The following is a 23,764-nucleotide window of genomic DNA, read 5'->3' as shown; positions in this document are numbered from 1 at the left end:
CCGGAAAGGCCATTCATGCGTATTGTGCTCGTGTCCATGCCGTGGCACGCACTGGAAATGCCGTCCCTCCAAGTGGGCCTCTTGCACTCCCTTCTCGCCGGCGAACGGCCGGCCGACGAGGTCACGGAATACCACGGGTGGCTGCGCTGGGCCGAGTACCTCTTGACGCACAGCGACGGAGAACTGACGCCCCAGGAGTACATGACCGTCGCCGACGACCAGGTCTTCGACGGTTTCGGTGACTGGGTCTTCTCCTGCTGCCTGTACGACAACGAGCAGTGGGGTACGGAGCAGTTGACCGCCTACGCGGCCAGGACCGGAGGGCTTGTCGACAACGTACTGCGCATGCGGCCGTACGCCTCCGGGTTCATCGCCGAAGCGGCCCGGGAGGTGCTCGCCTCGAACCCCGATGTCGTCGGTATGACCAGCACCTTCCTCCAGAACATGCCGTCGCTCGCCCTCGCACGGGAGATCAAACGTGCCCGGCCCGAGGTCGTGACCGTGCTCGGCGGCAGCAACTGCGACGGCGTCATGGGACACGCCCTGCATCGCAATCATCCGTTCCTGGACTACGTCGTACGAGGCGAGGCGGAGAAGACTTTCCCCGCGCTGCTCGCCCATGTCGAGCAGGGCACCGCGCCCGACGACGCACCCGGAGTCTGCTGGTGGGACGGCGGCACGTCGCGCGCCAACCGGGAGGCGCAGGGGACCCTCCCCATCGGGCTCCTGCCCAGCCCGAACTATGACGCCTGGCAACGAGACATCGAAGCGTCGCCGGTATCGGAGTTCGTGGAGCCCAAACTCGTGGTGGAGGGCGCCCGGGGATGCTGGTGGGGAGAAAAGCACCACTGCACGTTCTGCGGGCTCAACGGCAGTCTCATGGAGTTCCGTTCGAAGCCCGGTGAACAACTGTGGTCCGAGATCACACGGCTGGTGGAGCGGCACAAGCTCCTGGATGTCATCACCGTGGACAACATCATCAGCATGGATTACTTCCGCGACTTCCTGCCACGGGCAGCCGACTGCCCGTGGGATCTGCGCATCCACTACGAGGTGAAGTCGAACCTCTCCAGGGAACAGATCGCCCTCCTGGCCCGGGCCCGGGTCACCCATGTCCAGCCCGGCATAGAAAGCCTCAGCAGCCGGGTGCTCGGCCTGATGAACAAGGGAGTCAGCGGCGCCCGCAACGTCCGTACGATGCGCGAGTGCGAGAATCACGCGCTCACCTGCGTGTGGAACTACCTCTACGGCTTCCCCGGCGAGCGCGACGAGGACTACACGGACATCATCGACCAGCTACCGGCCCTGCATCACCTTCAACCACCGAACGGCGCCACACGCATCGCACTGGAGCGGTTCAGCCCGCACTTCACCAACCCCGCTCTGGGCTTCGCTTCCCGCCGCCCAGCCGACATATACCAGCACGTGTACCAACTGCCGGCGAAGGAACTGGAAGACCTGGTCTTCCTGTTCGACGCACCGGCCGCCGGAATCCGGGGCGAGGTGGAGCAGCGGCTGTTGGAGGAGATCGACCGGTGGACGGCTGCCTATCCCTCGTCCCGACTGCTGCTTGAACCATCCACGGACGGCGATGGCACCCTGGTCGTCCACGACGAACGCCAGGGCTGGCCGCGGCGCACCCACCGGTTGACGGGCTGGGAAGCGGCCGCGTTCCGGGAGCTCGAGCACGGCCGTACGCCCGCCGCCCTCCAACGGCACCTGGGCCAGGCGGGGCACTCAGTCCCCCTGGGTGCTTTGCAGGAGTGGGGCCACGCGCTACTGGCGGACGGGTTGGTCTTCCGGGATCAGGACACGCTCCTCGCACTGCCCACCCAGGCGGCGGCCGTGCGCGCCCCCGGCGAGGACACCCGACCGCGCACCAGCGTCCCCGCCCATGAAGAGGTGGTGTGATGCCCACCGCCAAGCCGTCGCTGGAGGCGCCGGACCGGCCGGACCTGCCGGATGTCCTGCCGTACCGGATCAACGGCCACCACGTGGTCGTCGCCGAGCCGGTTCTGCTCGGTGCGGGCGGGAGGCCCACCGCCCAAGCCATTCAGTTCCTGCGCGAGTGCCAGAGCCACGCACTCACGGTGACCTGGTCGTTGCGGCGGGCCGACGCCGCAGGTCACATCCCGCCGGCACCGGACTTCGCGTTTGCCCCCCTCCACCACCTGCCGCCGCCCAGCGGGCCGGCAGCGCCCGACGACTGGCGCCGCGCCCACTCCTACGGGCAGTTGTACTACCGGCAAGGGCCAGGCTTCGTGCAGATCAAAGACTGCCGCAAACCGGACGCCGCAGTCCGCCTCACCGTGGACCACCCCGACCTGCTGGCCGCATTCCACACCTGCCTGGACCCGACCGCCCTGGATGATCTCAGCCATACAGAGCGGGAGGCGGTGTCCGTACTGGCTGCCGAGGACCTCGTACTCGTCACCCGGGGCTGGGCGGTGACCCTGCCGCCACGCATCCGCCACTGGACCGTACCCGACACAGGAATCTGATACATGGGATCGTCCCCGGCCGCCGAACCCTCCGGACCCCGGGATCCCGGACCGCCGGACCCCGGACCGCCGAATCCCGGACCGCCTGCACAGGCAGCCTCAAAACGGAGGCGCGTGTCGCTGCGTGGGCACCGTCCGCTGCTGCTTCTCGTCACAGAGCAGCTGACGAGTTCGGTGGGGCGCCAGGTCACTGCCCTGGCGCTCCCGCTGCTGGCCATCGCCCATCTGAGTGCAGGCCCGCTGGGCGCCTCCGGGCTCATGGTGATGACCTACCTGCCCGGTGTCCTGCTGAGTCCGCTGATCGGCATCACCGTCGACCGGGCCCGGCTGCGCCGTCTGCTGGTAACCGCCACCTGGGCCCAGGTTCCCGTGGTCGGCAGCGTGCCGATCGCGGCGGCACTGGACGGCCTGACCTGGCCCCACCTCCTGACGGTGGCCGCCGTTTCCGGTGCGTTGAACTCCGCGCAGAGTGTGGCGTTGCAGTCCTGTCTGCCCCGTGTGGTGTCCTCGCAACAGCTCCTGGCGGCCAACTCCTCACTCACCGGAGCCCGGACCGCGGGCCTGATCGGCGGGCCGGCGCTCGGCGGCCTGCTGATAGGCATCGTCGATCCGGCGCCGGCACTGCTGGTGGAGTGTGCCGCCTACCTCATCGGCGGGTCGCTGTTCCTCGCGCTGCCTGCGGCGCTGAACCGGCCGGTGGACCAGGCCGGTGCGGATGCGAAATCCCGTATCGACGCCCTCAGGGAAGGACTGGCGGTGATCCGGCGCGAGACGCTGCTGCGCCGGCAGGCCCTGGCGGCAGCTGGGCTGAATCTGGGCGGCGGCGCGGGAAGCGGACTGTTCATCCTGTACGCGAGCCAAGAACTGAGCCTTCCTTCGGGTCAGTTGGGCATCGTGTACGCCGCATACGCTGTCGGCATGGGCGCCGGTGTGCTCCTCGCTTCGTCCATCACCCGCGCGCTGGGCATGGCCCGTGCCATCCAGGTGTGCGCCCTGGGCGCCGGGGCGGCCCTCTTCCTCATCCCCGCGGCCTCTCTCGGGCTGGCGTTCCCGGTGTTGGTTCTGTACGAGCTGCTGTTCGGGTTGCTGGCCACGGTGTGGTCGATCGCCATGACCACCGGGCGGCAGCTCATCACCCCGGCTCACCTGCTGGGCCGCGTCAACGCCTTCCTCCAGGCAGTCCTGACTGCCACCCTGCCCGTCGGCGCCTTGGTGGGAGGATGGCTCGCCTCCCACGTCGGCATCGTTCCGGTACTGATCGGGGCGGCGGCTGTCGCCTTGGCGGGCGCGAGCAGCCTATGGTTCCCGCGCGATCTGCTCGCCACCGTCGAACGAACGGCTCAGGCGCCCTAGTCAACGACGAACAGCAGACGTCCTGGCCACCGACGAACAGCAGACGGCCCAGTCACCGACGAACAGGAGCACGCGGATGACCGGTCCCGCGGGGACGGCCCTCATCACCGGGGCGAGCAGCGGCATCGGAGCGGCCACAGCCCGTCGGCTGGCCGCCTGCGGATACGACCTGATCCTGGTCGCCAGGCGCGAGGAGCGGCTGAAGGCGCTGGCCGGGCAGCTGTCGGCCGAGCACGGTGTCGCCGGCCTTGCGGTGCCGCTCGACCTGGAGCAGACGGACGAGTTGTCCGACAGGCTGGCCGGGGTTCTCGCGAGCATCCCGAGCCCGCTCACGGCCGCAGTGCTGGCCGCCGGGCACGGCCGCGGCCACGGGCCGGTGCGAGAGGCCGACGCCGGGCCATGGGAGTCACAACTGCGGGTCAACCTCCTCGCTCCGATGCTCCTGATACGACGCCTCCTTCCCGACCTGGACGCCGCAGCCGGCGACTTGGTGGTCATCGGCTCCCTGTTCGGCACCCGGCCGTCACCGGGCTACGCGGCCTACGCGGCGACCAAATACGGGCTGGCAGGTTTCGTCCGCTCGCTGGCCGAAGAGGAACGGCCCCGCGGTGGGTGCCGGATCTCCCTGATCTCTCCCGGCGCAACCAACACCGAGTTCGCATCGGTCCTGGCAGGGTCCCAGGCACCGCGCGTCCATGACGTCGCGGACTGGCCGTACCACCCGCTCCTCGCCGAGGACGTGGCGGCCGGCGTGGAATGGGTGATGAGCCGCCCCTCACACGCGCGCGTCACGGAACTCACGGTCGACCCCATCGACGCCCGCTATCGATAGGCCACTTCCCGACGACTTGCGCCGCGCCGTTCGGCCGACTCGCGCCGTACCATTCGGCCGACTCGCGCCGCGCCGTTCGGCTCAGCACACCACCGACGCCTCCCGCACCGCGGCCCCGCGCACCGCTCGACTCACCGGCACTCGTTGGGCTTCCGGGGGCAGGGGGCGCCCCCCAGCTGTGCAGGCGGGGCTTCACCGGGGTAGGCGGATGCCGTCGATGGCGATGTCCAGCAGTCGGTTCGCCTGGGTGTCGTCATCGTGGTGCTCGGTGACGAGTGAGATGGCGTTGACGAGTGCGAGGAGGTCTTCGGCGCACACCCCGGGGCGTATCGTGCCTGTCTGTTGTGCGCGGTGCAGGAGTTCTCCGGCCGCGGCCGTGATGGCTGCGCGGCAGCCCTCGTTCTGTTGCAGGAGGTCGGCGTCCCGGCTGTCGTGCAGCAGCGAGGCCGCCAGTCCGCGGCTGGCCGCCGCGTAAACGTTGAGATCACGGAGCCAGGCGAGGAACGCGTCGCCGGGGTCGCTGCGCTCGGCGTGTTCCCGGGATCTGGAGCAGAGCGCCTCGACGCGGTCGTGGAAGACGACTTCGAGCAGCGAGCGCCGGGTCGGGAAGTGCCGGTGCAGGGTCGCCGATCCCACCCCGGCCCGGCGGGCGATCTCCTCCAGTGAGGCGCCGACGCCGTCCGCGGCGAACACCTCCTGCGCCGCGGCAACTATGCGCTCGTGGTTGCGCCGGGCGTCCACGCGCATGGGGCGCTGCCGGGCGGACTCGGTCACGATGACCTCCTGTGGTTGCGAAATGGGGTGGTCCTCCGGTTACTGTAGCCCAGTCAAGTGGAGGGCCCCTCCACTTTTTCGTGAGCGACGGGAGAAATCATGCGCGCCGTGCAGTACGACCGTTTCGGTCCGCCCGAGGTGCTACGCGTCAACGAGGTGCCCGTCCCCCGGCCAGGCCCGGGAGAGGTGCTCGTCGAGGTCCACGCCGCCGGTGTGGATGCCGGGGAAATCGCCTTCCGTTCGGGACGGATGCGCGGAATCAGTCGGGCGCGATTCCCGCGCGGCATCGGCGGCGACTTCACCGGCCGCGTCTCGGCGACCGGGCCGGGCGTCCATGCCTGGCAAGCCGGAGACGCGGTGTGGGGGCTGATGCCCCACTTCACCTTCGGCTCCATGGCCGACTACGTCCGCGTCCCCCAGGAGAGGCTGGCCCGCGCGCCGAAAAACCTGAGTCTCCTCGAAGCCGCGGCTCTCCCCGTGTCGGGTACCACCGCACTGACCGCGCTGACGGACAAGGCCCGGCTCGCCAGCGGTGAGCGGCTCCTGGTCCGTGGTGCGACCGGCGGCGTCGGCAGCGTCGCCGTACAGTTGGGCAAGACCCTCGGCGCCCACGTCACCGCCCTCGCCTCGGCCCACAACCTCGACTGGATCACCACACTCGGAGCCGACGCGGCGCTCGACTACCGCACCACTCGGCCGGAAGATCTCGGCCGCTTCGACGTCATCGTCGACGTAGTGGGCACCGACCTGGGCACTTACCAGGCGCGGCTGGCTCGGAAGGGGCGCATGGTGTCCCTCGCCTTCGACGCGGACCGCATGCTCACCTCCGTACTCGGGTCCGGGTTGCGGGCGGCCGTCGCACCCCGGCGGTTCAAACTATTCAGCAACAACCCGTCGGCCGACCGGATCGCCGAGCTGACTCGCTTCGCCGAGTCGGGAGGCATCCGGCCGGTGATCGACGCGGTCTTCCCCATGGCCGACATCGCGGAGGCGCACAGAAGGCTCGAAGGCGGCGGCGTCCGGGGGAAGTACGTGATCGACATGGAACGCGAACGCCCATAGCCGCGCGAGCCCCCGAAACCCGGCCTTGGTGCCGGCGAGCTCGCCAATTCAACTGCCATGAGCCCCTGAGGAATTCTCCTCTCGTAACAAGCCGCTGTGCCTGCCCAAGCACTCCAACGGCTCAGCGCAGGAAGCCGCGCTCGTCGACTCGGCGTGTCGGTGAGGTGCCGAGAAAGACCTCGGGTGAGGCGGGGCCGTAGGAGATGTTGAACGTATCGAGTCGGTACGACCACGGCCCGCCCCTGGTGCCGGCGAACCGATAGTTGATCTGCCATTGCAGCCACTGCCCGGGGGCGAGTCGGACCGCTGGAGGGCGGCGGTTGCGTCGCGGCATGCCGAAGATCGTTATCTCTGGTGGATGGACTCGTAGCAGTCCGTCGGCCTCACGAAGAACCAGGCCGGGATCCGACAGATCCCGCTCAGACGTCTTCGGGCTGAACGCGTCGCACTCCTGCATGATGACCTCATGCAGGCCGGACCTCAGGCCGAGTGGAATCGGGAACACTGTCGGGGCTGCGTTTCGCGCGGCGGCCCCGGGCCCGCCCCTAGACGCCTTCGTCCATGACGTGCGTACTCGTTGAACGACGACATCCATGGAGGTGATTATCGGGGATGTGGCCGCACCACGGCCACTGTGATTTCCGTAGCCCGGTTCGGTTAGGCAACTGCCGACAGCCCACCGGTGGTATGCAGCCGATTCAGTTCTCATAACCAACCCCACCACTACGACCGCTCACGCCGATCCGGAGCACGCGAACCGGGCCGCCGCTATGCGGGCGGCGCAACGACTGGTGGCGGGCGAACCTCAACCGACTCTTCGGTGCACCCACCGCAGCCCGCCGCAGCTCGTCTCGCCAAGGCCGCACTGGCCGTCGCCGCACAGACCCGCGCCCGATGACGTCGCCTTGAGATGCTCGTCGACGAGGTTGCCTGAGAACGCTTTAAGGCGCAGCTGGTGCAGGGCCTGATATTGTACGGCGGCGGTCAGGGGCAGGCTCATACATCTGCTGACCCCTCTGCCGCCGAGCACGCGGCCGACCTGCTGTGCCGGCGGTACGACGAGGCCAGAACCCAGTCGCGGACTCGATCAGGCGGCCGGCACCCGGCCAGAGCGCGGCCCAGCCTGCGACCTACCGGGACGCCCGCCGCGAAGGAGCGTCGCCCCCACCTGATTCTGCACCCGTGGCAACCCGATGCTCTGCCCTGGGCGCGGTGCCCGAGCCGCGTCCAAGCAGCCGCGGTGATGCCGTATTCATATCGATGAATGTCAGCCCGCTGCCTTACTGTTCAGGCGTACCGGCCGCCGTCAATGCCTCGCCGGGCGACGGGATCGCCGTCTGCACCACTTCCTCTGTTCTCCCCCAAGAAAGGTCTCACACAACGTGTCCGCCGCCATGCCATCACCCGCACCCGAACCCGCACCCGCACCCGCGCCTGCTCCCCGCCGGCGCGGCTTACTCCTCTTCGCCTGCTCGCTGCTGGTCGTGGCGGCATTCCTGGCGGTGACATGGTTCATCTATGACAGCAAGACGGGCGATATGACCGTCCTGCAAGTCGGCGACTGCTTCAAAAACACCGGGTCCATGGAAAAACCCCGTCCCGAGAAGCTCGGCTGCGCCGAAACGGGCGCGGACTACTCGGTCGTCAAAGTCGTCGAGGACGGTGTCTCCGGCATCCTCGAATGCGCCGACGCCCCGGCCGCGACGGGCTCCCTGACCCAGGCGGGAACCACTTCACGCGTCGTCTGCTTCAAAGCGAACGCGACCGCGAACTCCGCCGTGTAGCAGGGCCGACGCCCCGCTCCCGGCCGCCGCCGTCAGCTGGTCGGGGGCGTGGGTGGACCCCGCAATGTCTTCCGATGTCTCTCTCTCCCCCCCCCCCGCGATGCCCTCAATGCCTCCCCGGCCGATGACGCGGCTTCCGTGCACCGGCGTCGCACGGGACCTGTTACCAGCCGCGGTGTTCAGGCGACGCGGCTATTCCTGCCGCGGTGTCCGGACGAGGCGGCTATTCCTGATCCGTGCAGCGATCCGCGGCGATGCCGGTGAGCAAGATGTCCGCGAGTTTGTCCGCGTAGTCGTCCGGGTCGATGTGGGAATGGCTTCCGAGGTATCCCAGCATCATGTCGATCGCACCCTGGTAAGTGATAGCCATGACACGGGTGTCGAATTCCCGCAGGCTTCCCTCGGCCTGTCCGCGTCGGAACAGCGACTCCTGTGCGTGAAAGATCTCTTCGTAGGTATCCACGGTCAGGCGCGGTGTGCCGTCGGGGTGACGCAGATTGTGGAAGATGCGGTTGAGCGCGGTCAGTTCCACCCGGTGGGTGACGCTCAGGGCCGCGGCCCGGCGCAGGGCCGCGCGCAGGATGTCCGGCACGGGCTGCGTCAGGTCGAGCGAGCGCGCGATCTGGTCCCTGATGGTCGTCATCGTCACTTTGGCGGTGGACTCCATCAGGTCGTCCTTGCCCGCGAAGTAGTGCCAGAGCAGGCCCTTGGAAACACCGGCCCGATCGGCGACGCGGGTCAACGCCAGACCGTCGTACCCCCGATCGGCAAGCTCCGCCACGGCCGCGGCGATGATCTGGGACCGGCGCCGGTCCTCGTCCAGACGCTGCCGGCGCGCACCCGGCCCGGAGGCGGGCGCGGGCGCACCGGTCACGCCTTCGTCGCCGGTCGCTGCCGCCCCGCTCATCGGGGACCGGCCGGCAGATCGCGGCGGGCCCGGACCGAGTGCGCCACCAGGGTCAGCATCATCGCGGCGATGATCAGCATCTCGACGCGCATCCACGACGGAAAGACGCCTGGCAGTACGGCCTCGACGAGATTCACCACCAGCAGCACGCATCCGATGACGGTGACCGCGCGGAAGCCGGCGCGGCTCCCCTTGAGCGCCGCGCGTGTCCGCAGCAGGAGCACGATCGCGAAGACGGCGACGACCACGGCATGCCCCCATGCCTCGTCGGTCGCCAGGGACGGCGCCACCATCGTCAGGGCAGCCAGCGCCACCAACGTGCCGAGACAGACCGCCACATAGGCGTTCACCAGCCGCTTCACCTTCGCGAGCGGGGCCGACGCGATGGCCGCCGGCTCCCGCTCACCTGTTTCCACGTTATTGACCACGCGGTCAACGTATCGGCAGTTGACCGCGTGGTCAATAGACGAGGTGTGTCGTGGCGATGGGGTGACGCGCGAGCCGGGGGGCTGCTGGCGGCGGGCTGCCCTACACGCGCCGAAGCGGAGGAGGGACGAAGCGCCGTCTCCGATCAGCACGGTGACACCCGCCGCGCGCGGCGACGAGCACGTCTTCTCTCGGAGGAGGTGTGCAAGGGATCGGTGCACGTGAACGCCCGACAAAAGCGGTGCGGAAAGTGTGGGGTGGCCGGGGCCGGTGCCGCCGCACGATGGGGGCATGGATGACACTACTTTGGTATCCCGTTTCCTGCGCGACGGCTTCGTGAAGCTGGAGGCTGCCGTCGCGCCGCGCGTGGCCGCGGACTGTGCGCGGCTGCTGTGGCGGGAGACGGGCTGCGACCCGGACAACCCCGCGACGTGGACGCAGCCGGTGCACTGGGTGCCGGGCTTGGCGCAGGGGCCGTTCGCCGCCGCGCCCAACTCCCCGGCGTTGCACCGCGCGTACGACCTGCTCGTCGGCCCGGGGCGCTGGGAGCCGCGCTACTCGCTGGGCACGTTCCCGCTGCGCTTCCCGCACGAGCAGGAGCCGGATGACGCGGGCTGGCACATCGAGGGGAGCTATCTGCCGGAGGGCGAGAGCTGGTACTTCACCAATCTGCGTTCCCGGGGCCGGGCTCTGCTGATGCTGTTCTTGTTCAGCGAGGTCGGTGAGGCGGACGCCCCGACCCGGATCCGGGTCGGCTCACATCTCGACGTGCCGAAGGTGCTGGAGCAGTACGGGGAGGACGGGGCCAGCGGACTGGCCATGGCGCCCGACCTGGTGGCGGCGTCCGATCACCGGGCACTCGCCCTCGCCACCGGGTCCCCGGGCGACGTTTTCCTGTGCCATCCCTTCCTGGTGCACGCGGCGCAGCCGCACCATGGGACGCGGCCGCGCTTCATGGCCCAGCCGCCGCTGATGCCGGCCGCGCCGTACGAACTGGAGCGGGCCGACGGCGCGTACTCCCCCGTGGAGATTGCGATCCGCCGGGGCCTGGGACGCGACACCCCCGGCCCGGACGGGAATGGCATCGGCTACAGCGCCGGGTAGGCGTGCTGCGACAGTTCCTGCAATCGGGCGGGTACCTACTCACTCCCGGGGGCTGCTGTTGCGAGGGCCCCCTCGATGAGGTCGCGTAGTTGGGAGCGGGCGGTGATGCGCAGCTTGGGGAAGCTGCGGTAGAGGTGCGAGCTGACTGTGCGCGGGGAGAGGAAGAGCTTTTCCCCGATCTCACGGTTGGTCAGCCCGCGGGCGGCGAGCCGGACGATTTGCTGTTGCTGTGGGGACAGTTCGGCGAGCGCGTCGGGGGCTGTATCCGTGACGTCGAGACCGGCGGCGCGCGATTCGGCACGGGCACGCTCGATCCACGGGCGCGCGCTCAGGCGACGGAAGATCTCCAGGGCTTCGGTGAGTGGCCCACGCGCCTCTGCGATGCGCCGACGGCGCCGCAGCCATTCGGCGAGGTCGAGCAGCGTCTGTGCGCGTTCGAAGGGCCAGTACTCCAGTACCGGATCCGCCAGAGCCGCCCGGAAGTGCGGTTCGGCGTCCTCGGGGGCCGCCAGCAGGCCGCGGGCTCGGTTGATCAGCGCACGCAGGCGAGGTGAAGCGTTGTCTGCCAGCTCAGACGCCGAGCGCTCGACGATGGCGACAGCCTCCTCGTGGCGGCCGCAGCGTACAGCGGCGGCGGCCAGGTCCGCGAGGGCCGGGTAGGAGGCGTGGTAGTGCACGGGCGCGCCGTCTGCCGTGAAGACCATGCGGAGTTGGCCGTACGCGGTCTCGTAGGCGCCTTCCGTGGCTGCCGCGGCAGCAAGCGCACGACGGGCGTATACGGCGACCGAGCGGCTTTCCAGCGGATCGATCAGCATGAGCGCATCCTCGGCCCGGGTGCGAGCCGAGGACGCATCGCCCTGGAAGGCCAACACGGTGGCGTCCACGGTGGCCGCACAGGCCACGGCGTGGTCGAGGCCGGCCGCCCGGCCGACCGTGGTGATGCGGGCGCAGGCCTCACGGGCCCGCTCCCACAGTCCTCGCTCCACATAGGCCCAGGCGACCGCGCCGCCCAGCCCTTCGGGCAGCGCTCCCTGCAACTTCCAGCGGTCGAAGGCTCCGTCGAAGGATCGGACAGCCTGTGGGGTCTCGTCCAACAGCCATGCCATGATCCCGACGGCGGTGAGCCGCTCCGGCCGGTCCTTTGCCTCGGCAGTCAACTGCGGCAGCTGGGAGACAAGTTGGGCCCGGTCGCCGAAGGGGTCCGATACGGCCCTCACCCAGGTGCGCAAGCCCGCGTGTGAGGGGCTCGCGGGAAGGCGCCGCAGGATGTTCTGGATGCGGTGGTGCTGGGCGGCCTCTCCGGAGTAGAAGCGGACCACGGCGGCGCCGGCCACGAGGTCCAGTCCCGCTGCGGGCTGGGAGGCCGCCAACTGCTCAGCTGCTTCGGCCAGTCGGGAAAAGACCACGGTGTGGCGCACGGTCAGGACCGCCAGCCGTCCGGCCTGTACGGCGGCGGAGGCCAGCAGGGTTGCGTCATCGGTGCGCGTTCGTGCCGCGGCGACCAGGTCCTCGACCCAGGCGATGTCTCCGGTGAACACAGCCGCCGCAGCGGCTTCGACCAGCAGCCGGGCACTGTCCTCGCGTCGCAGTGCGAGTTCCGCGGCGCGCTGCAGGGCCTGGGCCGCCGCCGCATGGCCGCCGCGGCGGCGGGCCCGTCCGGCGGTCCGCTCCAGCTCCGCCGACACGGCCGCGTCCGGGTGCGGACAGGCAGCGGCACGATGCCAGGCACTCCGGTCCGGTTCGTTCCGCAGCATCGTGGCGAGGGCGAAGTGAGCCTCGCGCTGGGCGTCCATGCAGACCGCGTGATACGCGGCGGACCGGATGAGTGGGTGGCGGAACCGGACGTCCCGGCCGGCCCGCCGGATCAGCCCGGCCCGTACGGCTGGCAGCCAGACCGCGTCCTCGGCGGGCGCCAGCCCCGCCGAGACGGCGACCGCGGAGTCGGCGCTGTCCATGGCGGCCAAGAGCAGCAGAGCCCGCGTGGTGGGGGCGGGGAGGCTGTCCAGGCGGGCGGCGAAGACCCGCTCCAGGTGATCGGTGAGTGGGAGCGGGCCTGCGGACGGCAGTCCCCCAGCCATGTTCTGGGCCAAGGCCGTCCTCGTCAGTTCCACCAGCGCCAGCGGGTTGCCGCCTGCCTGGTCGAGGATTCGCGACCTGGTGCGGCCGGCGGGGCTTTTCGGCTGCAAGTCCAACAGCTGATGGGCCGCGACGTCGTCGAGCGGTCCCAGGGTGAGCACCGGCACATGACGGTCGAATCCCGGGAGCTGATCGCCACCACCACGGGCCGCGATCAGCATCGTGACCGGTTCGCCTTCCAACCGTCTGGCGGCGAAGGACAGCACATCCAGGGAAGCCCGATCGAACCACTGCGCATCGTCCAGCGCTACGAGCACCGGATGGCGGTCGCCCAGGCCCGACAACAGGCTCAGGACCGCGACCCCGACCAGCATGAGATCGGGTTCCGACGCGGCCGTCCCCTCGCCGAAGGCGTTTCGCATCGCATCGCGCTGCCTTGCCGGCAGTCCGTCCACCTCGGCCAGCACTGGTCGCAACAACTGATGCAGTGCGGAGAACGCCAGGCTCGACTCCGACTCGCTCCCCTCGGCACGCAGTACGCGGGCACCGCCGGCCTCAGCCCGGCGCACCGCGTGCTCCAGCAGCGCGCTCTTGCCCGTGCCCACATCGCCAACCAGCATCAGCACCGGGTCGGCCGACACCGAGTCCACCGCTCGGAAGAGGCGCGCCGATTCCGCGTCCCGGCCGACGATCAACTCCCCCGGTTCCGGATTCGGCTCCGGAACCGGCTCGGGCTCGGGCTCGGGCTCGGGCTTTCTAAGCGCACCGCGGTCGCCTGTGTGCTCGTCCACGGAGTCTCCTGGAATTGCGGCTTTCGATCGGAATCGCCTTGTCCTGGCCCGTCCAGGTTACAGGCGGCCGGGCCCGGTGCCCGGCCCTGCGCACAGGTGCAGTCACCTTACGGGTACCGCGCGCCCCCAGGCCGCTCCTACGGTTCCAGGAAAGCCGCCGCATTACCAAGGATGTCTCATGGAACAAATCAAGCTGGGCGATGTCTCCATTACGCGGGTATGGGAGTACTTCGGTCCCGTAGAGATGACGCCCGACACCTTCTTCCCGGAAAGTCCGAAGGAAGTGTGGGACGACGGCGCACCCTGGCTGGCCCCGCATTTCCTGAATTCCGAGACCAACGTCGTGAATTCCGCGATCCAGACCTGGCTGCTGCGCAGCGAGGGCAAGACCATCCTTGTCGACACCGGCGTGGGCAACCACAAGGACCGCCCGTACGCACCGGTCTGGAACCGCCTCGAAACAGGCTTCCTGGCCAACCTCGCGCGCGCCGGCGTCGCGCCCGAGGACGTGGACATCGTGATCAACACGCATCTTCACATCGATCACGTCGGCTGGAACACGTACCTGGACGGCCGGCAGTGGGTACCCACTTTCCCCAACGCCACCTATCTGATGCCGAAGGACGACTTCGACTTCTGGAATCCCGAGAACGGCCACAAGCCGCTGCTCGGCCGCGGCAACCAGAACGTCTTCGAGGACAGTGTGGCCCCGGTGCACCAGGCCGGCCAGACACTGCTGTGGGAAAAGAGCCACCGGATCGACGGCGGCCTCCGCCTGGATGCGGCTCCCGGACACACCCCGGGCTCCTGCGTACTGACTCTCACCTCGGGGACGGACCGCGCGGTTTTCGTCGGAGACATGCTGCACAGCCCCGTGCAGATCATCGAGCCCGACTCCAACAGCTGCTTCTGCGAGGACCCCGCGGGCGCCCGCGCCACCCGCCGCAAGGTACTCGGCTGGGCGGCAGACAACAACGCACTTGTGATCCCCGCGCACCTGGGCGGCCACGGCGCCGCCGAGGTGGCACGTGAGGGAGACACATTTGCCATCAAGGGCTGGGCCCCCTTCGCCCCGTACACCGAGCAGGACCGAGTCCAGAGCCCTCAGCCCTGACCCTGAGTCCTCAGCCCTGCCCCCTGGCCTCTACCTCCTAACAGCTCAGACCTCAGACCTCAGACCTCAGCCCTGATTCCTGCGGAAAGGCGCCAGACATGAGCCACCACCGAGAACCCGTCGTGACCACAGCGCAGGGAGCCGTCCGCGGCCTGCGCCAAGGCGACACCACCGTTTTCCTGAACATCCCCTACGCTGCCCCACCCCGTGGTGCCGGCCGGTTCGGGCCGCCGCAGCCGCACGAGCCGTGGGGCGGCGTACGGGACGCCACCGTGCCGGGGCCCAACGCGCCACAGTCCGAACGCAAGCTCGGCAGCCTCGACATGTCCCCCTACTTCGGCACCGGTTGGAGCCGCGGCGAGGACTACCTGACCGCCAACGTGTGGACGCCCGCCGCAGGCGGCGGCGATCTGCCGGTCATGGTGTTCGTCCACGGCGGCGCATTCGTCGCCGGATCGACGCGGTCCGCGCTGTACGACGGCTCCGCCTTCGCCCGCGACGGCGTCGTCCTCGTCACCCTCAACTACCGGCTCGGCATCGCCGGGTTCCTCGACATCCCCGGCGCGCCCGCCAACCGCGGGCTGCTCGATGTCGTCGCCGCGCTGCGCTGGGTGCGGGAGAACATCGCCGCCTTTGGCGGTGACCCCCACAACGTCACCCTCTTCGGACAGTCGGCCGGGGCGACCATCGTCGGCGGCGTCCTCGCCGCCCCGCAAGCCACGGGGCTTTTGCGTCGAGCGATCATCCAAAGCGGGAGCGGCCTGGGAGCGTTCACCACCGAGCAGGCCGCCCGCGTCACCAAGGCAGCAGCCGAGGCCCTGGGCATCGAGCCCCAGGTCGACGCCTTCGCAGACATCTGCGACGACCGCCTGGTCGAGGCTGCCTCCCGGCTCACAGGCATCGACCTGCAGACCGAGAGCCACAGCGATCCGCTGATCGGGCTCAGCCCTTTCAGCTTGGTCCTCGAAACGCAACCCGCCGAAGCCGTCGCCGTCGGCCACAGTAACGCCGTCGACCTGCTCATAGGGACCAACGCCGAGGAAGGAAACCTCTACCTGGTCCCGATGGACAAGTACGCCACCTCGACCGCCGTGGACGTCGACGACGCGGCAGCGCGCTCACACCCGAAGCCGGCGCGACTCGTCGAGACGTACCGGAAGGCACGACCCGCGGCGTCCTTCGGCGAGCTGCGCTCCGCCATCATGGGCGACGCGCTGTTCGGCGCAGGTAGCCGGGCCTTGGCCGGCGCACATGCCGCGCACCGTGAGTCCACCACCTACGCCTACGAGTTTGCCTGGCGCTCCCACGCCCTGGACGGACAGCTCGGCGCCACCCACGCGGTCGAGCTGCCTTTCGTCTTCGATGTCACCCACCTTCCACAGTTGCATGGGCCCGCCGCCCTGCTCGGCCCCGACAAGCCCCCCGCGGATCTCGCCGCCCGCATGCACGAGACATGGGTCCGGTTCGCCAGGACCGGCAACCCCGGTTGGGACCCGTACGACGACGAGCGCCGGGCCACGATGCGCATCGACACCCAGTGGGCCCAGGTCGACGACCCCCGCAGCCAGGAACGACAGGCTTGGCGCTAACGCTGCGGCCCCTCGCCAAGAACACACCAACACAACAACACGCCATAACCAGAACCGTCATCACCACCAAGTCGACAAGCTCGGCGGCCGCACTGGTGAAGTAAGGACGCAACAAGAAGGCTCCCGACCGCTCCGAGACCTGAGAGGAGGTCACCCCCGCGTGCTTTGAGCTGTCTACCGACCTGACGGAGGCGTCGAGCGAGCTGCGGCGCCATCTCGACCAGGTCGGCCAGGGGATGCGCCAGGTCCAGCAGAACGCCAGGCCGCCGCGAGGAGCGAGCGAGCGGGCCGTAATCCACATCCGACACGACGCGACGGGTCCGGGGCCCGGGGGCTGGCATGCATCCACCTCGAACCCGACGCCGTCAACCCCCGTTGCTGATCGGCACGTTAGAGTCAACGTCAGAGTCAGAAGGACGGAGCACAAGGAGTGGATACTGCATGGACGTCGAGCAGGCCCGCACCCGTATTGCCGCCCTCCAGGCGACTGGTGGCAACGTGTCGGACACCGGTGAGCTGGGCCGACTGTGGGCAGCGCTTCCGACCGTACGGCCTGAATCAATCCTCGGCGCCTGGAAAGGCAGAGGGATCACCGCAGGCCACCGGGTGGAAGCACTACTGACCCGGGCCAATTGGTACGGCAAGAACTTCCACTCCGCCGACGACGTCGAGCCCTTGATCTGCCAAGACGAGCACGGTTCGCTCTTCTCGGACAGCGAGCTGGCCAAAGGCGGGGCAAGCCTGTGGACGGTGGAGTTCCGCGGGGAGGCGACCGCCACCATGGTCTACGACGGCCAGCCCGTACTCGACCATTTCAAGCAGGTCAGCGCCGATACCCTCCTGGGTGTCATGAACGGCAAGAACGTCCTCGACGAGGGACGTCACTTCTACTTCCTCCTCGAACGCACCAGCGAACAGGTTCGCTCGCCAGACTGACGCGCCGTGCCGGTAACTCCCTCCCACCTTCCGGCTGATGCTCACCGCGGCCGGTGGCCCCAGTACCCCAAGGAAGACGTACGTGCAGATACAAGCAGCCCTGGTCGAGTCCCCCGGCGGCCCCTTCACGCTTCGTACTCTCGACCTTGACTTGCCGAGGTCCGACGAGATTCTGGTCCGGGTCACCGCCGCCGGCATCTGCCACACCGACCTGGGCATGCGTCAAGCCTGGCCGCGGGAACGCCTGCCTATGGTCTTCGGCCATGAAGGCGCCGGCGTCGTCGAGGCCGTAGGCGACGCGGTCACCACCGTCGCACCTGGCGATACCGTATGCCTCACCTACCAGAGCTGCGGCGTCTGCCAACCGTGCGCGGCAGGCACCCCGTCCTACTGCGAGCACGCCGGTGCTCTCAACATGGGCGGCTCCCGACGCGACGGCAGTACGTCCCACTCCGGTCCCGACGGCACCCCGGTCTACGGCAACTTCTTCGGCCAGTCCGCCTTCGCGACGCACTGCCTGACCACTGCGAGCAACACCATCCGGGTCCCCGCCGACCTGTCCCCAGCCATAATCGCCCCGTTGGGATGCAGCGTCCAGACCGGCGTCGGTACGGTCCGCACCGTCCTGCGGCCTCGCCCGGATACCACCCTGGCCGTTTTCGGCGCGGGCAGCGTCGGCCTGAGCGCCATCATGGCCGCAGTCGCCGACGGCCACGCCGTCATCGCCGTCGAGCCCCTGGCAGCACGTCGCACGCTGGCGAGGAAACTCGGCGCCGCGGCAGTCATCGACCCCACCACCGAGGATGATGTGGCAGCGGCTGTCCGCGATGCCAGCCACGGCGGGCCGCACTTCGCCATCGACACCACCGGCCGACCGGCCGTGGTGCCCCAGGCCCTCCACGCCCTGCGCAAACAGAGCACGCTCGCCCTGGTCGGCATCGGCACGGCGCAGTTCGACACCATGCCCGTGATCACCAAAGGCATCACCATCCGAGGCGTCACCGAGGGCGAAACGAACCCCGCCGAAGCCATCCCCCAGCTGATCAACCTCTACCGGCAGGGGAAGCTCCCACTCGAAACACTCATCACCGAATTCCCCTTCACCGACATTGAGGCCGCTGCCGATGCAACTCTGGCGGGCCACGTGATCAAACCCGTCCTCACCTTCGCGTAGCATCCTGGGCCCATGACGGGTAAGCCGCCCACGCCAACGGCCTGGCAGCCGGTCCGCTCCGCACGCCGGTCGAGCCACGGCCCAGGCCCCGCTCGTACAACTGTCACGAAGCCTGATCACACGAATCCCGACCACAAAGCCTGATCACAAAGCCCGATCACGTGCCGCTCCGGGGAGGACCACCTGTGACCGCCCGCCGAATCCCGCACTTATCCGCCGCGCACTCCCCCACCGTCGTGGTGCTCGGTGGTGGCCTCACCGGCATGCTGGCCGCCGCCGTCCTGGCCTCCCACGCCCAGGTCCACATCGTCGAACGCGACCTCCTGCCCACCTCTCCCGCCCCGCGCAAGGGCCTGCCGCAAGCCCAGCACGCCCACCTGCTGTGGTCCGGTGGCGCCCGCACCATCGAAAACCTGCTGCCCGGCATCACACAGCAATGGCTGTCGGCGGGCGCCCGCCGCATCCCGCTGCCCACCGGCCTGGTATCCCTCACCGCCCAGGGCTGGCTGCGCCGGTGGCCCGAAATGCAGTACCTCATCGCCTGCTCACGCGATCTGCTCGACTGGGGCATACGCCAACAGGTCCTGACTCACCCCGCGATCCGCCTCCTCACCCATACCGAGCCCGTCGGACTGTCCGGCACCGCCGGCCACGTCACCGGTGTCGACGTACGCGACACAACCACTGGGGACATCCAGCGGCTCGACGCCGACCTCGTCATCGACGCCACCGGACGCGGCTCCGCGGCGGCCACCTGGCTGGCCACACTCGGCCTGCCGCCCGTAGCGGAGGAGCACGTGGACTCCGGCCTGGCCTACGCCACCCGGATCTACCGCGCCCCGCCCGGGACAGCACACTGGCCCATCGTCAACGTGCAATCCGACGCCCAGGCCCCGGTGCCCGGCCAGACAGCGACACTCGTTCCCATCGAAGACACGCAATGGCTGGTCACTCTGTCCGGCACCCGTGGCGGGCAGCCGACCAGGGAAGCCGACGAGTTCCTGCCGTTCGCCCGCAACGTACGACACCCCGTGGTCGCCGACCTCATCGCCGACACCGACCCCCTGACCGACGTCCGCCTCACCCGCAGCACCGTCAACCGGCGCCGCCGCTTCGACCTCCTGCCGACCTGGCCCCGCGGCTTCGTCGTGCTCGGCGACGCCGTCGCCACCTACAACCCCCTCTACGGCCAAGGCATGTCGGTCGCCGCCCAGGAAGCCGCCGCCCTGCGCGACGCGCTGGACCGGCACGGCCTCGGCGACCCGGGCCTGGCCCGGCGCCTGCAACGCACCATGGGACGCCTCACCCAGGCACCCTGGGCCATGGCCACCGGCCAGGACATCCTCTACCCCGGCGCCATAGGCCCACGGCCCCCCGCAGCCACCCGGCTCCTGCGCGGCTACACCGACCGGCTGCTCAGAACCGCCACCGGCGATCCGGTGGTCACCCGAGCCCTGCTCGACGTGATGACGCTGTCCGCACCCCTGCAACGCCTGCTCCAACCGAACGTGGCGGCCAGAGTCCTGCTCGGCCCCGTACAGCCACCCCTGACCGGCCCTCCGCTGAACCCGCCGACCCGGCACATGCCGTCCGGTGCCCGCTCCCAAGCCCGCTCCCAGGACTCCGCAAGAGGCGACGGAGCTGGCTCATGATCGCTCCGCTGGGTGGCGGAGCGCCGACGGCGTAGCCCTGCTCGCCGGAGCGAACGTTGGATACGAGCAAGGCATGCCACTCATCCTGGTGCACCACACCGGAGCCAGGACGCAGCGAGCGCGGGGCGGGCGCGAGGCGGCTCACTCTTCCAGTGATGGCGGCTCAGGTTCCCCGACGCACATGAATCACAAACGGGAGCACCGCAGCCTCTAGGCAGTCTGCCACACGCAATCAAAACGTACGGAGCACGATTACGCTGCGGCCACCCGCAATCGAGCGGTACGTACGGGACGCCAGCCGGTTGCGGGGCTTCCCCCCTGCAATCGCGGCACAGGCGGGGGTTTCGGGGATTCCTGCGGACTCGCCCACGGTCTTTCCCGCAAGGGACGACAGGGCGGGCGGGGCGGGCGGGGCGGGCGGCCCGGTGCCCTGAGAGCCGCCTTGGTGGCGAACGCTTCGACCGTGCTGCGCGGGGGTCTTGATGGACGACATCGTCGCGCTACTGACCGGGAGACGGCCGCCCGCACCCGTAGGAACGCGCCGCACCGACGCTCCACGCCCTCAACGAGCCAATGCCGCGTACGCGCTCTGTGCGGACGTCACTTCCCCGTCGATCTTACGACGGGTTCGGGACACGACCTGATCTGCATGGTGCGAGGGACGGGCAGGAGCGGCTGAATGGTGTCGTGATCGTTGATGTCGGTGATGGATGTGCGCTTCGGTTCACCGTGCTCGGGCCGGTCGGGATGTGGCGGGGCATGGAGCGGCTCGATGCCGGTTCGCCGCAGCAGCGAGCGTTGCTCGCTGTGCTGCTGTTGCGGGGCGGGCGAGCCGCGTCGGTGGCCGAACTGGTCGACGCGCTGTGGGGCGAGAGACCGCCGGCGACTGCGGTGGCCGCCCTGCGGACGTACGCGTCCCGGCTGCGCAAGGCCCTCGGCCCGGACGCGGACGTCCTGGTGAGCAACGCCGGTGGCTATGCACTCCAAATCGACGAGAAGCGCACGGACCTGGGCATCGCCGAACAGCTTGCCGGCAAAGCCGAACAGGCACACCGCGCCGGCTGCGTCGACCGAGCCCGTGAACTGCTGCATCGTGCTCTGGATTTATGGACCGGTGAGACGCTGGCCGGTGTGCCCGGCCCGTTTTGCGAGGCACAGCGCACCCGCCTGGAAGAGCGTCGCCTCGCCCTGCTGGAGAGCCGCCTCACCCTTGACCTGGAGGCCGGACGCCATGCGGAGGCGGTCGCGGAGCTGACCACGCTGATGGCTGCGTATCCGTTACGTGAACGGTTGCGGGCGCTGCTGATGCTGGCGCTCTACCGCAGCGGTCGCCAGGCCGAGGCCCTGGCCGCCTACGCCGATACCCGCCGCCTGCTGGCGGAGGAACTCGGTGCCGATCCCAGCCGCGAAATCAGCGAGCTGCACCAGCGCATCCTTCGAGCCGATCCGGGACTGGCCGTGCCGCCGAATGGCCGGCGAGAGGTGTTGGAGGCCGAGGCCAAGCCCGCACAGCTGCCCACCGATCTGCCTGATGTCACCGGGCACGCGGCCGTCGTCAAGGAACTGCGCGAACACCTCGCCGCAGCCGAAGGGCAAGGCGGGGTGCTATCGGCGATTTCAGGGGCCGGCGGCGTTGGCAAGTCAACGCTCGCCGTGCATGTGGCGCACGAACTGCGACGGCATTTCCCCGATGGGCAGCTGTACGCGGACCTGCAGGGAACGGGGACCAGCCCGGCGGAGCCCGAAGCTGTTCTCGGTACGTTCCTGCGGGCGCTGGGCATCCCCGTTGGGGCCCTGCCGCGTGGAGTGGCGGAGCGCGCCGCGCTCTACCGCTCCGTGCTCGCGGGCCGCCGCATCCTGGTCCTGCTGGACAACGCCCGCGACGCCGCCCAGGTCAGGCCGCTGTTGCCGGGCACACCAGGCTGCGCCGCCCTGACCACCAGCCGCGTCCGGTTGACTGGGCTGGCTGCCGCTCACCAAGTCGACCTGGACATCATGCCGCCGCACGATGCCCTGGCCCTGTTCACCCGTATCACGGGTGAACAGGGCCAGGCCGCCATGGACGTGGTGGCGGCCTGCGGGTTTCTGCCTCTGGCCATTCGGATCGCCGCCGCCCGGTTGGCTGCCCGCCGCAGTTGGACCGTCTCCGACCTGGCTCGCAGGCTCGCCGACGAACGGCACCGGCTGCGCGAGCTGCGGGCGGGTGACGTCGCCGTCACGGCCGCCTTCGAACTGAGCTACCGGCAGCTCTCCGTCCCGCAGGCCCGCGCGTTCCGCCTGCTCGGCCTGCCCGACGGCCCGGGCATCTCGCTCGACGCTGCGGCAGCGGTGCTGGGTGCGACCACCACGGACGGCAGGGAACTGCTGGAATCGTTGGTGGACGCCTCCCTGCTGCAGTCGCCCGCCCCCGACCGTTACCAGTACCACGACCTCGTACGTCTGTACGCGCGGTCCTGCGCCGAACGCGACGAGTCCCCCGAGCAGCAGGACGCGGCCCGGTCGCGGCTGCTGGACTTCTACCTGGCGACAACTGCCTCCGTCTACGCGATCCAGCGGCCCGGCGACACCGCCCCCAACCACCTGGAACCCACCCGATGGCCCGGACTGGAATTCGACCGCCCCGAGCCTGCACTGCAGTGGCTGTTCACCGAGGCCAGGTCCCTCCTTGCATGCGCCGCCGCCTCGACACACGCCCCCGCACTGCGCCGTGCCGCCGACCTCATGCTCGTTGCCAAAGACCTGGCCGAATCCGGCTCGGACGCCCGGCAGTACACGCAGGTGAACGCCCGCCTCGTGGCGGCAGCCGAAGAGATTGAAGACGCCCGGTCCTTGGGCCGATTGCACTGTCCTATGGTGAATATCCACATCATGGCCGGCCAATTACAGGAGGCGGAACAGGCGGCCCAAGCCATCAGGGAACAACAGCTCCGCTGCTCCGACCCCGTGATTGCCGCACGCGTCTACAACGACAGCGGCATCCTGGCGTGCATGCAGAACCGTCATGCCGACGCAGAGACCTATCTGCTCCGGGCGCTCGACGCTTTTCGCCGCCACGGCGACCAGAACGGCACTGCGAGCGCGCTGGCCAACCTCTCCCGCACCTACCTTGACATCGGACGCGTCACCGAAGCAGTGGGCCTGGCCGAACAGTCCCTGGCCATCTGTCGCGTCATCGGCGCAACGCTGCGGCTGGCCAACAGCAGATACGCGCTGGCACTGGTACTGGCCCAAGCCGGCCGCGCGGACGACGCACTGGCCGAACTGGCCCAGGCGCGAGACGTCTTCCACAGCCACCGCCACCGTCTCTGGGAGGCGATGGCCTACTGGCGGATGGCGGAAATCCACCTCACAGCCGGACGGCCGGCACGAGCCGCAGGCCTCGCCGAACAGGCCCTCGCCACTTCCCACGGCACCGGCAACAACTGGCTCCGCGCCAACGCCCTCAGCACCCTGGGCCGCGCCCTGCAGCGCACCCAGCACCCGGACCGCGCTCGTGCCTGCTGGCAGGAGGCATTGGCGGTCTACGAGGAACTGGGCTCCCCCGAAGCCGCCGATGTCCGGGCACTGCTCGCCGGGTGAACACGGCACAGTGACGCCCAGACCGACCCGGGGGGGGGGGGGGGGGGGGGGGGGGGGGGGGCGGGCGCGCGGCGGGGGCGGGCGGGGGGGGGGGGGGGGGGGGGGGTAGG

19 protein-coding genes are annotated in these 23,764 nt (G+C 69.5%); 13 read left to right on the top strand and 6 right to left on the bottom strand.

All coding sequences use genetic code 11. The features are described from left to right. The first annotated feature begins 15 nt into the window (after window positions 1-15). From ACH4OW_RS29495 to ACH4OW_RS29480, 4 genes are all read left to right on the top strand, one after another. Entirely contained in the window at window positions 16-1,911 is a 1,896-nt protein-coding gene (locus ACH4OW_RS29495) for a RiPP maturation radical SAM C-methyltransferase (RefSeq protein WP_398030777.1), read from the top strand. Beyond that, window positions 1,911-2,501 (top strand): DUF5825 family protein, encoded by a 591-nt coding sequence (locus tag ACH4OW_RS29490; RefSeq protein WP_398030775.1) that lies wholly within the window; start codon window positions 1,911-1,913, stop codon window positions 2,499-2,501. The genes ACH4OW_RS29495 and ACH4OW_RS29490 overlap by 1 nt, the downstream gene beginning before the upstream one ends. Before the next feature lie 114 nt (window positions 2,502-2,615). Continuing rightward, window positions 2,616-3,854, top strand: coding sequence for an MFS transporter (locus tag ACH4OW_RS29485; RefSeq protein WP_398030773.1), 1,239 nt, complete (start codon window positions 2,616-2,618; stop codon window positions 3,852-3,854). 76 nt (window positions 3,855-3,930) lie between these two features. Further along, window positions 3,931-4,686, top strand: a complete 756-nt coding sequence (locus tag ACH4OW_RS29480; protein ID WP_398030771.1) for an SDR family oxidoreductase — start codon at window positions 3,931-3,933, stop codon at window positions 4,684-4,686. A 192-nt stretch (window positions 4,687-4,878) separates the two neighbouring features. Here ACH4OW_RS29480 and ACH4OW_RS29475 read toward each other — a convergent pair whose 3' ends face one another. After that, complete coding sequence (locus tag ACH4OW_RS29475; RefSeq protein WP_398030770.1) at window positions 4,879-5,460, bottom strand: TetR/AcrR family transcriptional regulator; 582 nt, start codon at window positions 5,458-5,460, stop codon at window positions 4,879-4,881. A 99-nt stretch (window positions 5,461-5,559) separates the two neighbouring features. Between ACH4OW_RS29475 and ACH4OW_RS29470 the strand changes: the two genes are divergently transcribed. After that, complete coding sequence (locus ACH4OW_RS29470) at window positions 5,560-6,522, top strand: NAD(P)-dependent alcohol dehydrogenase (RefSeq protein ID WP_398030769.1); 963 nt, start codon at window positions 5,560-5,562, stop codon at window positions 6,520-6,522. A gap of 121 nt (window positions 6,523-6,643) precedes the next feature. Here the strand turns inward: ACH4OW_RS29470 and ACH4OW_RS29465 are convergent, their stop codons facing one another. Both ACH4OW_RS29465 and ACH4OW_RS29460 read right to left on the bottom strand, forming a co-directional pair. Then, window positions 6,644-6,979: a hypothetical protein gene (locus tag ACH4OW_RS29465; RefSeq protein ID WP_398030767.1), complete on the bottom strand. Its 336-nt coding sequence runs from the start codon at window positions 6,977-6,979 to the stop codon at window positions 6,644-6,646. A gap of 348 nt (window positions 6,980-7,327) precedes the next feature. Next, complete coding sequence (locus ACH4OW_RS29460) at window positions 7,328-7,522, bottom strand: hypothetical protein (protein ID WP_360138397.1); 195 nt, start codon at window positions 7,520-7,522, stop codon at window positions 7,328-7,330. A gap of 484 nt (window positions 7,523-8,006) precedes the next feature. Here ACH4OW_RS29460 and ACH4OW_RS29455 point away from each other — a divergent pair, with 484 nt between their 5' ends. Next, window positions 8,007-8,306, top strand: a complete 300-nt coding sequence (locus tag ACH4OW_RS29455) for a hypothetical protein (protein WP_398030766.1) — start codon at window positions 8,007-8,009, stop codon at window positions 8,304-8,306. Window positions 8,307-8,529: 223 nt separating this feature from the next. Here the strand turns inward: ACH4OW_RS29455 and ACH4OW_RS29450 are convergent, their stop codons facing one another. Both ACH4OW_RS29450 and ACH4OW_RS29445 read right to left on the bottom strand, forming a co-directional pair. Then, a complete protein-coding gene (locus ACH4OW_RS29450) occupies window positions 8,530-9,213 on the bottom strand; it encodes a TetR/AcrR family transcriptional regulator (RefSeq protein WP_398030764.1) in 684 nt (227 codons plus the stop codon). Beyond that, window positions 9,210-9,641 (bottom strand): hypothetical protein, encoded by a 432-nt coding sequence (locus ACH4OW_RS29445; protein WP_398030762.1) that lies wholly within the window; start codon window positions 9,639-9,641, stop codon window positions 9,210-9,212. The genes ACH4OW_RS29450 and ACH4OW_RS29445 overlap by 4 nt, the downstream gene beginning before the upstream one ends. 289 nt (window positions 9,642-9,930) lie before the next feature. On the opposite strand from ACH4OW_RS29445, the gene ACH4OW_RS29440 reads away from it, so the two are divergent. Beyond that, a complete protein-coding gene (locus ACH4OW_RS29440) occupies window positions 9,931-10,743 on the top strand; it encodes a phytanoyl-CoA dioxygenase family protein (protein WP_398030761.1) in 813 nt (270 codons plus the stop codon). A gap of 35 nt (window positions 10,744-10,778) precedes the next feature. Here ACH4OW_RS29440 and ACH4OW_RS29435 read toward each other — a convergent pair whose 3' ends face one another. Next, complete coding sequence (locus tag ACH4OW_RS29435) at window positions 10,779-13,610, bottom strand: AAA family ATPase (RefSeq protein ID WP_398030760.1); 2,832 nt, start codon at window positions 13,608-13,610, stop codon at window positions 10,779-10,781. 178 nt (window positions 13,611-13,788) lie between these two features. Between ACH4OW_RS29435 and ACH4OW_RS29430 the strand changes: the two genes are divergently transcribed. The 6 genes from ACH4OW_RS29430 (at window position 13,789) to ACH4OW_RS29405 (ending at window position 23,654) form a co-directional block, all read left to right on the top strand. After that, window positions 13,789-14,724, top strand: coding sequence for an MBL fold metallo-hydrolase (locus ACH4OW_RS29430; protein ID WP_398030758.1), 936 nt, complete (start codon window positions 13,789-13,791; stop codon window positions 14,722-14,724). Window positions 14,725-14,822: 98 nt separating this feature from the next. Then, window positions 14,823-16,313 carry a carboxylesterase/lipase family protein gene (locus ACH4OW_RS29425; protein WP_398030756.1) on the top strand — a complete coding sequence of 497 codons (1,491 nt, stop codon included), beginning with the start codon at window positions 14,823-14,825 and terminating at the stop codon, window positions 16,311-16,313. A gap of 441 nt (window positions 16,314-16,754) precedes the next feature. Then, window positions 16,755-17,249 carry a DUF4334 domain-containing protein gene (locus ACH4OW_RS29420; protein ID WP_398030754.1) on the top strand — a complete coding sequence of 165 codons (495 nt, stop codon included), beginning with the start codon at window positions 16,755-16,757 and terminating at the stop codon, window positions 17,247-17,249. A 37-nt stretch (window positions 17,250-17,286) separates the two neighbouring features. Continuing rightward, window positions 17,287-18,423, top strand: a complete 1,137-nt coding sequence (locus tag ACH4OW_RS29415) for an NAD(P)-dependent alcohol dehydrogenase (protein ID WP_398030752.1) — start codon at window positions 17,287-17,289, stop codon at window positions 18,421-18,423. A 185-nt stretch (window positions 18,424-18,608) separates the two neighbouring features. Continuing rightward, window positions 18,609-20,075: an FAD-dependent oxidoreductase gene (locus ACH4OW_RS29410; RefSeq protein WP_398030751.1), complete on the top strand. Its 1,467-nt coding sequence runs from the start codon at window positions 18,609-18,611 to the stop codon at window positions 20,073-20,075. 747 nt (window positions 20,076-20,822) lie between these two features. Further along, window positions 20,823-23,654, top strand: a complete 2,832-nt coding sequence (locus ACH4OW_RS29405; protein WP_398030794.1) for a BTAD domain-containing putative transcriptional regulator — start codon at window positions 20,823-20,825, stop codon at window positions 23,652-23,654. Window positions 23,655-23,764 lie beyond the last annotated feature (110 nt).

The organism is Streptomyces sp. NPDC017056 (assembly GCF_044332485.1).
Classification (GTDB): domain Bacteria; phylum Actinomycetota; class Actinomycetes; order Streptomycetales; family Streptomycetaceae; genus Streptomyces.
Note: the sequence above shows the minus strand (reverse complement) of the source record. Positions and strands in the feature narration are given on the sequence as shown.